Annotated in this window: 10 protein-coding genes; 4 read left to right on the forward strand and 6 right to left on the reverse strand. The window is 63.9% G+C overall.

What is annotated here, in order from left to right:
* Window positions 1-167: 167 nt before the first annotated feature.
* Window positions 168-635 carry a hypothetical protein gene (locus tag THIDRDRAFT_RS03895; RefSeq protein WP_007039502.1) on the forward strand — a complete coding sequence of 156 codons (468 nt, stop codon included), beginning with the start codon at window positions 168-170 and terminating at the stop codon, window positions 633-635.
* A gap of 162 nt (window positions 636-797) precedes the next feature.
* Here THIDRDRAFT_RS03895 and rfbD read toward each other — a convergent pair whose 3' ends face one another.
* From rfbD to THIDRDRAFT_RS03925, 6 genes are all read right to left on the reverse strand, one after another.
* Window positions 798-1,712: a dTDP-4-dehydrorhamnose reductase gene (rfbD, locus tag THIDRDRAFT_RS03900; protein ID WP_007039503.1), complete on the reverse strand. Its 915-nt coding sequence runs from the start codon at window positions 1,710-1,712 to the stop codon at window positions 798-800.
* Window positions 1,709-2,275: a dTDP-4-dehydrorhamnose 3,5-epimerase gene (gene rfbC / locus THIDRDRAFT_RS03905; RefSeq protein ID WP_007039504.1), complete on the reverse strand. Its 567-nt coding sequence runs from the start codon at window positions 2,273-2,275 to the stop codon at window positions 1,709-1,711. The genes rfbD and rfbC overlap by 4 nt, the downstream gene beginning before the upstream one ends.
* Window positions 2,272-3,153 (reverse strand): glucose-1-phosphate thymidylyltransferase RfbA, encoded by an 882-nt coding sequence (gene rfbA / locus THIDRDRAFT_RS03910; RefSeq protein WP_007039505.1) that lies wholly within the window; start codon window positions 3,151-3,153, stop codon window positions 2,272-2,274. The genes rfbC and rfbA overlap by 4 nt, the downstream gene beginning before the upstream one ends.
* Before the next feature lie 9 nt (window positions 3,154-3,162).
* Window positions 3,163-4,221 (reverse strand): dTDP-glucose 4,6-dehydratase, encoded by a 1,059-nt coding sequence (rfbB, locus tag THIDRDRAFT_RS03915; RefSeq protein WP_007039506.1) that lies wholly within the window; start codon window positions 4,219-4,221, stop codon window positions 3,163-3,165.
* A 52-nt stretch (window positions 4,222-4,273) separates the two neighbouring features.
* A complete protein-coding gene (ssb, locus tag THIDRDRAFT_RS03920; protein WP_007039507.1) occupies window positions 4,274-4,777 on the reverse strand; it encodes a single-stranded DNA-binding protein in 504 nt (167 codons plus the stop codon).
* A gap of 90 nt (window positions 4,778-4,867) precedes the next feature.
* Entirely contained in the window at window positions 4,868-6,304 is a 1,437-nt protein-coding gene (locus THIDRDRAFT_RS03925) for an MFS transporter (RefSeq protein WP_007039508.1), read from the reverse strand.
* A gap of 101 nt (window positions 6,305-6,405) precedes the next feature.
* Between THIDRDRAFT_RS03925 and uvrA the strand changes: the two genes are divergently transcribed.
* The 3 genes from uvrA to THIDRDRAFT_RS03940 all read left to right on the forward strand — a co-directional run bounded on the left by uvrA (window position 6,406) and on the right by THIDRDRAFT_RS03940 (window position 14,032).
* Window positions 6,406-9,231, forward strand: a complete 2,826-nt coding sequence (gene uvrA / locus THIDRDRAFT_RS03930) for an excinuclease ABC subunit UvrA (RefSeq protein WP_007039509.1) — start codon at window positions 6,406-6,408, stop codon at window positions 9,229-9,231.
* Between the two features lie 319 nt (window positions 9,232-9,550).
* Entirely contained in the window at window positions 9,551-12,139 is a 2,589-nt protein-coding gene (locus THIDRDRAFT_RS03935) for a mechanosensitive ion channel domain-containing protein (protein ID WP_007039510.1), read from the forward strand.
* A gap of 417 nt (window positions 12,140-12,556) precedes the next feature.
* Window positions 12,557-14,032: a SulP family inorganic anion transporter gene (locus tag THIDRDRAFT_RS03940; protein WP_007039511.1), complete on the forward strand. Its 1,476-nt coding sequence runs from the start codon at window positions 12,557-12,559 to the stop codon at window positions 14,030-14,032.
* The last annotated feature ends 12 nt before the right edge of the window (window positions 14,033-14,044 follow it).

The following is a 14,044-nucleotide window of genomic DNA, read 5'->3' on the forward strand; positions in this document are numbered from 1 at the left end:
ATCGATCGGTATCGGCGATGTCGCATCACCATGGGAGCGCCATTCTATCTTGAATCGATGGGGACAAATTTCCGCGGCCGATCCTGTTCGGACTATCTCGGAAATCGGTATGGACAGGCCGCTGCGGGCGCACTAGCCTCGGTCATCCAATCGACCCGGAGGCCAGCATGAACGGATCCAATACCATCATCAGAACAGGTCTCGTCCTCGCCGCATCCCTGTCACTGGGCCTCGGCGCCAGTGTTCGAGCGGACTGCGATCCCGGATCAAAGAGTCTCTTCACCTGCCAGACTCGGCACAACGGCAAGCGGATCGAGGTCTGCGACGACGGCAAGACCATCCGCTATTCATTCGGCAGGGACAAGCAGCCCGAGATCCTGCTCAAGGTACCGCGCGATCAGGCCAGCAGCTATCAGTGGAGCGGCTTCGGCCGCGCCATGACCTATTCGGTCAACATCCCTAACGGTCGGTTCGAATATCGCGTCTTCGCGGGTGCGGAAAAGGATGCGACGGAGGGTTATGCCGGAGTCAATGTCGTGAAGGACGGGGAACAGATCGCAACCGTCGAGTGCGACCCCAAGCGGGTCGAAGAGCACTTGCAGGGGCTTGACCTCAAACGCGCCGAGGAATGGTGAGTGGGCGCAGGATCGGAAGCAACGGTCGAACCTTGGCGCAGTCTGCTGCCCGGAGTTTCGCTGCACTCCACCCCGGCTACGAACCCGTAGCCGGATGAAGCGCAATCCGGGTAGACCGCCAGGGCGGGAACCCGGGCGGACATCGCCCGGAGTGGAATGGCTCTACCGTTTCAGCTCTTCGAGACACTGCGTCAGCGAGAGACGCCAGTCGGGCATCGACAGTCCGAAGGTCTCTTGGAAGAGACTGTTGTCGAGCACCGAGTACATGGGACGCATGGCCGGGGCCTGATATTCGGTCGAGGGAATGGGAATGAGGCGCGCATCCAGGCCGCTTGCCTCCAGGATAGCGCTGGCGAAGCCGCACCAGCTCACCTGCCCGGCGCCGGTGAGGTTGTAGAGCCCACCGACCTGGTCCAGGTCCAAATCGCCGTGCAGCACGCGATAGAGCACCATGGAGGTCATCTCGGCCAGCATGCGGCTCCAGGTCGGCGAGCCGATCTGGTCGTCGACCACCCGCAACTCTTCACGCTCCTTGAACAGACGCAGCATGGTCAGCAGAAAGTTGGCCCCGCGCGCGCCATAGACCCAGCTGGTGCGGAAGACCAGCGCCTTGGCGCCCGACTCCAGCAGTGCGCGCTCGCCGCCGAGCTTGGTCTCGCCGTAGACATTGAGCGGATCGGGCGTGTCGTCCTCGGTATAGGCGCGGTTCAGATTGCCGGAGAAAACGAAGTCGGTCGAATAATGGATGATCGGCGTCCCGGTCTTCGCCAGCAGAGCCCCCATCTCGCCCACGGCGTCGGCGTTGATGCGCTGGGCGATCTCGCGATCGGCCTCGGCCTTGTCGACCGCCGTGTATGCTGCGGCATTGATCACGGCATCGGGCTTGGTCTCGCTGATGAGCCGGGCCAGAGCATCTGGATCCATGAGATCGATGACGGGACCGCATTCGCCCTCGATCGAAGCGGCAACCACGTCACCGATGCCAGCCAGCGTGCGGCGCAACTCCCAGCCGACCTGTCCATTCGAGCCAATCAGCAGCAACGTGGGCCGACTGCCCGAACAACCTGTATTCTTCATGCGTAATCCTCGTAACCTGGCAGGCGAGACGCTGGGATGTCGGCGAGAGGTAACGCCTCGCGGTCCTTGCGGGAGAGTTCTGGACTGGCCTCAAGAGGCCAGTCGATACCGATCTCGGGGTCGTCCCAGCGCACGCTGAATTCTGTTTCTGGACTGTAATAGTCCGTGTTCTTGTAGACGAAGAGCGCCGTCTCGGCGGTCACCAGAAAACCGTGGGCGAAGCCGGGCGGAATCCAGAACTGACGTTTGTTCTCGCCCGAAAGCGTCGCCCCGACCCATTGTCCGAAGGTGGGGGATCCACGACGGATATCCACGGCGACGTCGAAGACCTCGCCCGCCAGTACCTGCACCAGCTTACCCTGGGCATGCGGATGCTGGACATGAAGCCCGCGCAGCACACCCTTGCGGGAAAAGGACTGGTTGTCCTGCACCATCGGCTGAGGGATACCGAACTCGGCATAGCGATTGGCGCGATAGGTCTCCAGGAAATAGCCGCGCTCGTCGCCCCAGACCTTGGGCTCGATGATCAGGACGCCGGGCAGCTCGGTTTCGATGACCTTCATACCCGCCCCCGCTGGATCAGGCTCAGCAAATAATCACCGTAACCGCTCTTCTGCAGCTCGGCGGCCTGTTCGCGCAAGGTGGCCTCGTCGATCCAGCCGTTGAAATAGGCGACCTCCTCGGGACAGCAGATCTTGAGCCCCTGACGTTTTTCGATGGTCTCGATGTACTGCCCGGCCTCCATCAGGGAGGCATGGGTGCCGGTATCGAGCCAGGCGGTGCCGCGCCCGATGCGAATCAGCGAGAGCTCGCCCTGGCGCAGATAGCAATTGTTGAGATCCGTGATTTCCAGCTCGCCGCGCGGCGAGGGGGCGAGGCCGGCGGCCAGATCGCAGACCTTGCCATCGTAGAAATAGATCCCGGTCACCGCCCAATTGGACTTGGGCGACTGGGGCTTCTCTTCCAGGTTCACCACTCGTCCCTCGGCATCGAACTCGGCAACGCCGTAACGCTCGGGATCGGAGACGTAATAGCCGAAGACGCTCGCCCCCTGCTCACGGGCACTCGCCGCCTTGAGCTGATCGACCAGTCCATGGCCGTAGAAGATGTTGTCGCCGAGGATGAGACAGGAGGGCGCATCGCCGACGAAGTCGCGGCCGATGATGAAGGCCTGCGCCAACCCGCCCGGATGCGGCTGCTCGGCGTAGCTCAACGAAAGTCCCCAGCGCGAACCGTCGCCCAACAGGGCGCGGAACATGGGGAGATCCTGCGGGGTAGAGATGATGAGGATCTCGCGAATCCCCGCCAGCATGAGCGTCGACAGGGGATAGTAGATCATCGGCTTGTCGTAGACCGGCAGCAGCTGCTTGCTGAAGATGCGCGTCAAGGGATAGAGCCGGGTGCCGGAGCCGCCGGCCAGGATGATGCCTTTACGATTCATCGTGTGTCCTTACTGCTCGGTGCCGAGACGCTCGCCGCGATAGCGCCCGGAGGTAATGCCCTGACACCAGTCGGGATGGTCCAGATACCAGCTCACCGTCCGGCGCATGCCGGACTCGAAGGTCTCCAGCGGTTCCCAGCCCAGCTCGCGTTTGAGCTTGCTGGCATCGATCGCATAGCGGCGATCGTGGCCAGGGCGGTCGGTGACGAAGCGCTTGAGCTGGACGTGCGGACTGTGCGGCGCGTCGGGCAGCAGCTCGTCGAGCAGGGCGCAGAGGGTATCCACCACCTGCAGATTGGTCCGCTCGCTGTTGCCGCCGACGTTGTAGACCTCGCCGGGCGTGCCCGCCTCCAGCACCCGCCAGATGGCACGGCAGTGGTCGGTGACGAACAGCCAGTCGCGGATGTTGCCGCCGTCACCGTAGATGGGCAGCGGCTCGCCACTCTGAGCCTTGAGGATCATCAGCGGGATCAGCTTCTCGGGGAACTGATAGGGACCGTAGTTGTTCGAGCAGTTGGTGGTGAGCACCGGCAGCCCGTAGGTATGGAACCAGGCTCGCACCAGATGATCCGAGGCCGCCTTGGAGGCCGAGTAGGGCGAATTGGGCGCGTAGGGCGTGGTCTCGGTGAAAAGAGCGGTCGGCCCCAGCGAGCCGTAGACCTCGTCGGTCGAGACGTGCAGGAAGCGGAAACCCTCGCGCGCACTGCCGCTGAGCCGATTCCAGTGGGCACGGGCGCAGTCGAGCAGATTGAAGGTGCCCACCACATTGGTCTGGATGAAGGCGCCCGGCCCGTCGATGGAGCGGTCGACATGGCTCTCAGCGGCGAAGTTCACCACCGCGTCGACGGCATATTCGGCCAGCAGACGACTCACCAGCGCGGCATCGCCGATGTCGCCCTGGACGAAGACATGCCTCGGGTTACCCTCGAGATCGGCCAGCGTGTCCAGATTGCCGGCGTAGGTCAAGGCGTCCAGGTTGACCACGCGGACATCGGTCTCGTTCAGCAGATAGTGAACGAAGTTGCCGCCGATGAAACCCGCGCCACCGGTTACCAATAGGGTACGCATGAAGCCCTCCTAGAGCCACGCGAGAGGATGTGAATCCTCTACAGAATCGTCTTCAGAACGGGATGTCGTCGTCGAAGTCGGGGCCGCCGCCGTAACTGCCGCTCGAACCACCGGCCGGGGCCGAGGGCTGCTGCTGCGGAGCGCGGCCACCACCGCGCGGGGCCGACATGGACTCCTCCGGATAGGGTGCGGCGGAGCCGCCGCCCATCCCCTGACGACCGTCGAGCATCTGCATGGTGCCGTTCATATCCACCACGACCTCGGTGGAATAGCGGTCCTGACCATCCTGCCCCTGCCATTTGCGGGTGCGGAGCTTGCCCTCGACGTAGATTTTCGAACCCTTGCGCAGATACTGTTTGACGATCTCGGCGACCTTGCCGAAGAAGACCACGTTGTGCCACTCGGTGCGCTCCTGACGCTCACCGGTGTTGCGATCCTTCCAGGTCTCGCTGGTCGCGATCCGCACATTGGCCACCGCGTCGCCGCTCGGCATGTAGCGAACCTCGGGATCGGCCCCGAGATTGCCGATCAAGATCACCTTATTGATACCCGCCATACCTTCCTCCCGCTACACGCCGTGCGTGAGCGATTGTTGTCTCGCAAAAAATCAAACGGCCAGCCAGACATCGGCATCGGATGCCGATTCTCAAGCGCTGGCCGAAAAGGCCTGCAATCTTGCCCAATCGAGCTGGCGACTGTCCACTTTGAGGTAGGCCACACCCTCATCGCGGGCGATCACCGCCTCCTCGACGCCGGGCACATCCAACAAACGCTGCTCCACGTCGGGCACCGCATCCTCGGGCAGGATACCGAGAGTCAGTATGTGGCGTGTCAGGTTGGCCGGAATGCGCATGGTCGCGACGACGCCGATCCAGGCCAGCGAGGTCATCGCGCCGACCAGATAGACGGCCTGCGGACCGAAGCTGCCATGCGCCCAACCGCCGAGCAGTCCTCCCAGGAAGGCGCCGACGAACTGGGAGCTGGAAAAGACCCCCATGGCCGTTCCCTTAGCCCCGGCCCGGGCGGCCTTGGACACCAGCGACGGCAGCACCGCTTCCAGCAGATTGAAGATAGTGAAAACCACGACCAGCAGGAAGGCCGCGAGCCAGAGCGACCAATGGAACAGATAGAAGCCGAACATGGTTGCGCCCAGCGCGATCACGGCGCCGAGCAGGACCGGCTTGACCTTGCCCAGACGCTCGGCCATGACAATGAAGGGCACCATGGCCAGGATGGCGAGCAGCACGGCCGGCAGATAGATCATCCAGTGATCGACCGGAGCCAGCCCGGCCGACTCGACCGAGAGCGGAAGCACCACGAACATGCTCACCATGGTCAGATGCAGCATGAAGATGGACAGGTCGAGCCGCAGCAGGGTCGGGTTGCGGAGCACGCCCGAGAGCTGATCCAGCACCGGCTGGGCATCGCGATGGACCATGGAGCGATCCGGGTCCGGAACCACATAGGCCAGGATCAGCATACCGACGATCGCCAGCACCGAGGTCAGGGCGAAGATGCCCGAGATGCCGATCCAGCGCGCGATGGGCGGACCGATCACCAGGGCCGCCGCGAAGGAGAGCGCGACGCTGATGCCGATCGCCGCCATGCCCTTGGTGCGGACCTCATCACGCGTCAGGTCGGCGGTCAAGGCGATGATCGCTGCAGCGATCGCACCGCTGCCCTGAAGCGCGCGACCCAGGATCACCCACTGGATGCTATCGGCCAGCGCCGCAACCAGGCTGCCCAGGGCGAAGAGCGCGAGCCCGCCATAGATGACCGGCTTACGCCCGATACGGTCGGACAGCAAACCGAGCGGAATCTGTAGGATCGCCTGCGTCAGTCCGTAGGCGCCGATCGCAAGGCCGATCAAGAGCGGCGTCGCACCGGGAAGATCGTCGGCGTAGAGCGCGAAGACCGGCAGCACCATGAAGAGGCCGAGCATACGGGTGGAAAAGATGGCAGCAAGGCCCATCGCGGCGCGGCGCTCGGTGGGCGAGAGCGGAGTCTTGGGGATTTCGAGATTTGGCGTATCTGATGACTTCACGGCCGATGGCCTTTGCTTCTTGACGTCGAAGCTCCGCATAATAGCAGCTCGGCTTGGACGGAAGCAGACGCTCCGCCGCCGTGATCCGCACCAAGCCTCGCGAACCTCGCGACCAGGCACCCAATCCCCCGGCAGACTCCATGGACACCATCCGCATCCGCGGCGCACGCACGCACAACCTCAAGGGCGTCGACCTCGACCTGCCCCGCGACCGGCTCATCGTCTTCACCGGGCTGTCCGGATCCGGCAAGTCGTCGCTCGCCTTCGACACCATCTATGCCGAGGGACAACGGCGCTACGTGGAGTCGCTCTCTGCCTATGCCCGCCAGTTCCTCTCGGTCATGGAGAAACCGGACGTGGACCATATCGAGGGGCTGTCTCCGGCGATCTCGATCGAGCAGAAGACCACCTCGCACAACCCGCGCTCGACCGTCGGCACCATCACCGAGATCTACGACTATCTGCGCCTGCTGTTCGCCCGCGTCGGTCAACCCTGCTGCCCAACCCACGGCGAACCCTTGGCGGCACAGACCGTCAGTCAGATGGTCGATCAGGTGCTGAATCTGCCCGAGGGCGACAAGCTGATGCTGCTCGCCCCCGTGGTTTCGGCCCGCAAGGGCGAGTACCAGCGACTGCTCTCAGAGCTGCATGCCCAGGGCTTCATCCGCGCACGCATCGACGGCCAGCTCCACGAACTCGACGATCCGCCGGAACTCGACCTCAAGAAAAAGCACGACATCGAGGTGGTGATCGACCGCTTCCGGGTCCGCGACGACCTGACGCTGCGCCTGGCCGAGTCCTTCGAGACCGCGCTCGCGCTCTCCGGCGGCACCGCCCGGGTCGGCTGGATCGACGAACCGGAATGCCCGGAACTCACCTTCTCGGCCCAGTTCGCCTGTCCGGTCTGCGGCTACAGCATCCCCGAGCTGGAGCCCCGGATCTTCTCGTTCAACAATCCGGCCGGGGCCTGCTCCACCTGCGACGGACTGGGCGTCGAACAGTTCTTCGACCCGTCCAAGGTCGTGGTTCACCCAGAACTCAGCCTGGCCGGCGGCGCGGTGCGCGGCTGGGACCGACGCAACGCCTATTATTTCCAGATGATCCGCTCGCTCGGCGAGCACTACGGATTCGACGTCGAGACGCCCTGGAATGAACTCCCCGAGCAGGTCCGCTCGGTCGTGCTCTTCGGCAGCGGCAAGGAGAAGATCCGGCTCAAGCTGCCGCACGAGAAGGGCAGCGCCAAGCCGCACACCTTCGAGGGCATCATCCGCAACATGGAGCGTCGCTATCACGAGACCGAATCCAACACGGTCCGGGAAGAGCTGGCGCGCTACATCTCGCACCAGCCCTGCCCCGCCTGCCAGGGCTCGCGGCTCAACGAGGCGGCGCGTCACGTCTTCGTCGGCGACTACAACCTACCCGCCATCTCGCGCATGCCGGTCGGCGAGTCGCTGCGCTTCTTCGAGTCGCTGGAACTGCCGGGCAAGCGCGGCGAGATCGGCGCCAAGGTCATCAAGGAGGTCGCCACCCGGCTGCGCTTTCTGGTCGACGTCGGACTCGAATACCTGACCCTGGAGCGCAGCGCCGAGACGCTCTCGGGCGGCGAGGCTCAACGCATCCGGCTCGCCAGCCAGATCGGTGCCGGCCTGGTCGGCGTCATGTACATCCTCGACGAGCCCTCGATCGGTCTGCACCAGCGCGACAACGCCCGTCTGCTCAAGACGCTCGTCCATCTGCGCGACATCGGCAATACGGTGATCGTGGTCGAGCACGACGAGGAGGCGATCCGCGCCGCCGACCTGGTGGTCGACATCGGACCCGGCGCCGGCGCCCACGGCGGCGAGATCGTGGCTCAGGGCACCGCAGAGGCGATCTCGTCCATGCCGGAATCCCTGACCGGGCGCTATCTCGCGGGCGACCTGCGCATCCCCATCCCCGAGCGACGCACACCCAACGATCCCGAGCGGCAGTTGCGCATCCTTAGCGCGCGCGGCAACAACCTGCGCGCCGTCGACGCCGCCATTCCGGTCGGAACCTTCTGCTGCATCACCGGGGTCTCTGGATCGGGCAAGTCGACGCTCATCAACGACACACTTTTCCCAGTCGCCGCGCGCCATTTCAACGGGGCGAGTTTGCGTCCAGCACCGCATGGCGCCGTCGAGGGGTTGGAGCTGTTCGACAAGGTCGTCGACATCGACCAGAGCCCCATCGGTCGCACGCCGCGCTCCAACCCGGCCACCTACACCGGACTCTTCAATCTGGTCCGCGACCTCTTCGCCGCCGTCCCCGAGGCGCGCTCGCGCGGCTATACCGCCGGACGCTTCAGTTTCAACGTCAAGGGCGGACGCTGCGAGGCCTGCAAAGGGGACGGACTCATCCGGGTCGAGATGCACTTCCTGCCCGACATCTACGTCCAGTGCGACACCTGCAAGGGCCGGCGCTACAACCGCGAGACATTGGAGATCCGCTACAAGGGCAAGACGATCGACGAGGTGCTAAACCTCACGATCGAGGACGCACTGGAGTTCTTCGCACCTGTGTCGGTCATCCACCGCAAGCTCCAGACGCTGAAGGACGTGGGACTCTCCTATGTCCGGCTCGGACAGAGCGCCACCACACTCTCGGGTGGCGAGGCCCAACGGGTCAAGCTCAGCCGCGAGCTCAGCAAGCGCGACACCGGACGCACGCTCTACATCCTCGACGAACCCACCACCGGACTGCACTTCCACGACGTCAAGCACCTACTCGACGTGCTGCACCGCCTGCGCGACCAGGGCAACACCGTGGTGGTCATCGAGCACAATCTCGACGTCATCAAGACGGCCGACTGGATCCTCGACCTGGGACCGGAGGGTGGCGACAAGGGCGGTCAGATCATCGCCACGGGTACGCCCGAAACCATCGCCGCCGACGCGGCATCCCATACCGGACGCTTTCTGCGACCGTTACTGGACCGGGGATGGTGAGCCCATCGTTCCCCGAATCTCAACCGTCTGGTGGTTTTGCGCCACCCCCTAGTCAAATGCCCCACCCCTGACCGCCGCCCGACAACGCCAATCGCGATGGGCGACGGCGCATGCGGGACATCGAACGACTCAGGTGCCCCGCTCACGCGCCTCAACTAATTGATAAACAGATCCTCGACTTGATAAACAGATCCTCGACGCGGATCAACCAAGTCCACCTTGGCGTTTCATCAGGGCACAAGCCCTATGGCACGATAGTTGTTATTTAATCGACTTCACCCTTCCGCTCACATGATCAGCCCAAGGGAGTCGTCCATCCGTGATCTCCGCTCGCCTCGCCCGTCTTTCCTTCATTGCCCTCGCGCTCGTCTGCTTCTCGCTTTCGACGCTCGCACAGGACACCCCTGACGCAGCGGCGGCGGATGCCACCGCAACCGATACCCCAGCCACGCAAGCGCCGGAGGCAAAGAACGGACTCGACCCCGCTCTGGTCGGTCTCCCCGCGCTTCCTGGACAGGACGCGTCGGCCGAGGATATCGACAAGACGCTGAAGCGGATCGATGACCGAATCGCAGAGGTCAAGGACGAGGACGCACCGCCGCCCTCCACCAACCAAGACGAAGGACCCGCTCCTGATCCGAGGCTCGAACCGCTGCGCGACCTGCGACTCTCGCTGCAACGTCGAGCGACCCTGCTCTCGCGACACCAGGAGCTGCAGCGCTCGCTGACCGAGCTACAGGCCTCACAGGAGGCATTACAGCAGAAGGGCCTGCCTGAAAAGCCGCCCTACCCGATCGCGGAAATCGATCGCTTGTATAGCGAGCATCGACTGGCCAGGCATGCCGCCGAGGCGGCCGAGCGCGCACTGGAGATCGCGCGTCAACAGACCGAAGCGGCGACCAAGGAGATCGAAACCCAGGAGCAGGAGCGCCGACGCGCGCGCAGCCAGCTGGAACAGGCCGCGCCCGAAAGCGACAAACTGCAGCTCGAGCGCCGACTGGAAGCCGCACGACTCGGCGTACTCGCCTCACGGCAACGGCTGGCAACGGCGCAGCGCACCCTAGAGGTCGCGCATCTGGAGGCGAAGGTCGACCGACAGCGTAGCGACCTGCTGAGCGCCAAAATCGCGCGCATGAAGGATCAGGTCAGCTTCACCAAACAGATGTTGGACGAACGGCTCGCGGAGCTGAATGCACACGCAACCCAGATCCGCCAGCGGATAGACGCCTTGACCCGGACCGGAAACCAGGCCGAAAGCGCCCTGTTCGATGCCCGCCAACGGCTGGAGCGCAACCAGGACGAAGCTCGCGCACAGTTCCTAACGGAAGCGGTCGCGGCCAGCGAGGCCGAGCTCGCATCCTCGCGCAAGGGCATCGGCTATCTGCGCCATGCGCTCACGAGCATCGCTTCGGAGCGCACACTCTGGGAGCGTCGCTATCGACTCTATCAGGAAGACGAAGCGGCCTCGCTGGTCAACTGGCTGAAAGAGACGACCGACCTCGCCGACAACATCGAGGCCGAAACCCGCTATCTGCAAGACGAGCTTGCCACGCTGCGATCGATGCAGCTCGCGCTCACCCAGCGGCTCGGCGACTCAGGTCTCGCGGATGATCTGCGCACCGCACTGAAACGCCGACTCGCGGCCCTGGATGCGCAGGAAAAACGCGCCGAGGAGTTGCTCGGCGTCGAGGACCAGGTCAGCGCCCTGGCGGACCGATTCAAGGACGAGCTCGATCCGCTGGTGAGCCGTCGCACCCTGTCTCAGCGACTCGACGACGCCGAGAACTGGGTCTCGTCCTGGTGGAACCGGGAACTGTTCGTCTTCCAGGACCAGGGGTTCTATCTGCGCGACATCGTCACCGGCGGCACGGTCTTCCTGCTGGTGATCCTGGCCGTATCCCTACTGAAGCGGCTTCTGAGTCGCACGGTTCTGCCGCGCCTGGTCTCCGCCAGCAACGGCGAGAAACGCGCACCCCGGGCACTGGTCCTGGCGCTGGTGCGCAATACCAGTCAGCTGTTCGTGGTGATCATCGCCTTCTACGCCTCGATGGCGGTCTCCGGCCTGCTTCCAGGACGTCTGCAAGACTGGCTCTGGACCATTCTCGTCGTCGTCTTCTGGCTCCAGATCGGAATCTGGGCCAGCGCGGGCGCAGTCGATTATCTCAACCGCCAACGCAGTCGCCGCGAGCGGCAGGATCCCTCGGCGGTCAGCGGCTACGGACTCATTCTCTTCTTCATCCGCGTCGGCATCTGGAGCATCGTGCTCATCTCGGTGCTCACCCATTTCCATTACCCCATCACCGGGCTCATCGGTGCGTTGGGGGTGGGGGGCATCGCGGTCGCCTTCGCGGTGCAAAACATCCTTGCCGATATCTTCAGCTCCATGGCCATCATCCTGGACAAGCCGTTCAGGGTCGGCGACTTCGTGGTGACCGGTTCGACTCTGGGCGTCGTCGAGCAGATCGGTGTCAAAACAACCCGGATCCGCAGCCTCTCCGGCGAGCAGGTCACCATGTCGAACACCGAACTGCTCAACAGCCGCATCCACAACTACAAGCGCATGGAGGAGCGCCGCGTCGTGTTCAGGCTGGGCGTGGTCTACCAAACCGAGCCGGATCTGCTCGAGCGCATCCCCGGAATGATCGAGCGCATCATTCGCGACCAGGCGCATACACGATTCGATCGCGCCCATTTCTTCGAGTACGGCGACTTCGCGCTGCTGTTCGAGATCGTCTATTACGTCCAGGGACCGGACTACAACCGCTACATGGATATCCAGCAGGCGATCAATCTGGCGATCAACCGCCGTTTCCGAGAGGAAGGCATCGAGTTCGCCTATCCGACACAGGAGCTCATCCTCAGACATGCCGGCCCGCAGCCGGGCAGCGCGGACACGGGCAACGCCTGATCCATGACGGGCGACATCATTCGGCCGGTCGAGCGACGCTCGACCGGCCCCTGCTCAGGACCTCTCCAATGCCTGCTGGAGAGGCTCGCAAGGTGACGCTGGAATCAGGCCGAAAGCAGGTCTCCCCGGCCACGCCCGAGTTTGCCCATGGGATGCAAAACGGCTAGACTTGCGAAAATTCGCAAATAAACCATGGACTTCAGGAGTCAGTTTCCCGTGTAGACAGCCCCGGCTCGCCACGCGTTTGAGCCAAACGCCCATATCCAGATCTCGACGCGATGCCGCACCTGATGCCTGCGCCTCCCTCCGACTCCCCCGGTTCTCAGATCGCTCCCCTCGCCGCTTAGGCGGCCGGCCTTCGCGTTTTTCATCCATCGCCGATCCGCTCGGCTCTCTCCGCGAAGGTTCCGACTCAGCATGAAATCCATCCGCCAGGATTGGCTCTCCAACGTCCGCAACGATCTGCTCGCCGGCCTGGTGGTCGCGCTGGCGCTCATCCCCGAGGCGATCGCCTTTTCCATCATCGCCGGCGTCGACCCCAAGGTCGGGCTCTACGCCTCCTTCAGTATCGCCACGGTCACCGCCTTCGTCGGCGGCCGGCCCGGCATGATCTCGGCAGCCACCGGTGCCATGGCCCTGGTGATGGTCACCCTGGTCAAGGACCATGGTCTGCAATATCTGCTGGCCGCAACCGTGCTGACCGGCGTGCTGCAGATGCTCGCCGGCTGGCTGCGTCTGGGCAATCTGATGCGTTTCGTCTCGCGCTCGGTCATCACCGGATTCGTCAACGCACTCGCCATCCTCATCTTCATGGCTCAACTTCCCGAGCTGATCGGCGCGACCTGGCAGGTCTACGCCATGGTGGCCGCCGGTCTGGCGATCATCTATCTCTTCCCCTACCTGACCAAGGTCGTTCCCTCACCACTGGTGACCATTCTCGTGCTGACCGGCGTGGCCATCTGGCTCAACCTCGACGTGCGCACCGTCGGCGACATGGGTCAGCTACCCGACAGCCTGCCCATGTTCCTGCTGCCCCAGATCCCGCTCAATCTGGAGACGCTTCAGATCATCTTCCCGGTGTCGGCCACGCTGGCCGCCGTGGGTCTGCTGGAATCGATGATGACGGCCACGATCGTCGACGACCTGACCGATTCGTCGAGCAACAAGAACCGCGAGTGCGTCGGTCAGGGCGTCGCCAACGTCGCGACGGGCTTCCTGGGGGGTATGGCCGGCTGCGCCATGATCGGCCAGTCGGTCATCAACGTGAAATCGGGCGGACGCGGACGACTCTCGACCCTCGCCGCCGGCGTCCTCTTGCTGCTGATGGTGGTCTTCGCCGGCGACTGGGTGGCGCAGATCCCCATGGCCGCTCTGGTGGCGGTCATGATCATGGTCTCGATCGGCACCTTCAACTGGGCCTCGATTCGCAATCTGCGCGACCATCCGCTGTCGGCCAACGTGGTGATGCTCTCGACCGTGATCGTCGTGGTGGCCACACACAACCTGGCGCAAGGCGTCCTCGTCGGTGTGCTGCTCTCCGGCTTCTTCTTCGCCAACCGGGTCGGCAAGGTGCTCTATATCGGATCGGTCTCGCTCGACGAGGGTCGCACGCGCGCCTATCTGGTCACCGGACAGGTCTTCTTCGCCTCGGCCGACCGCTTCGTCGCCTCCTTCGACTTCAAGGAGGTCATCGAGCGCGTGCGTATCGACGTCAGCCGCGCCCATTTCTGGGACATCACCGCCGTCAGCGCACTCGACCAGGTGGTCATCAAATTCCGCCGCGAGGGCACCGAGGTCGAGGTCATGGGTCTCGACGAGGCCAGCGCGACCCTGATCGACAAGTTCGCGGTCCACGACAAGCCCGATGCCGTCGAGCATCTGATGGGACACTGAAGGAGATTCGCC

This window comes from Thiorhodococcus drewsii AZ1 (genome assembly GCF_000224065.1).
GTDB classification, from domain to species: domain Bacteria; phylum Pseudomonadota; class Gammaproteobacteria; order Chromatiales; family Chromatiaceae; genus Imhoffiella; species Imhoffiella drewsii.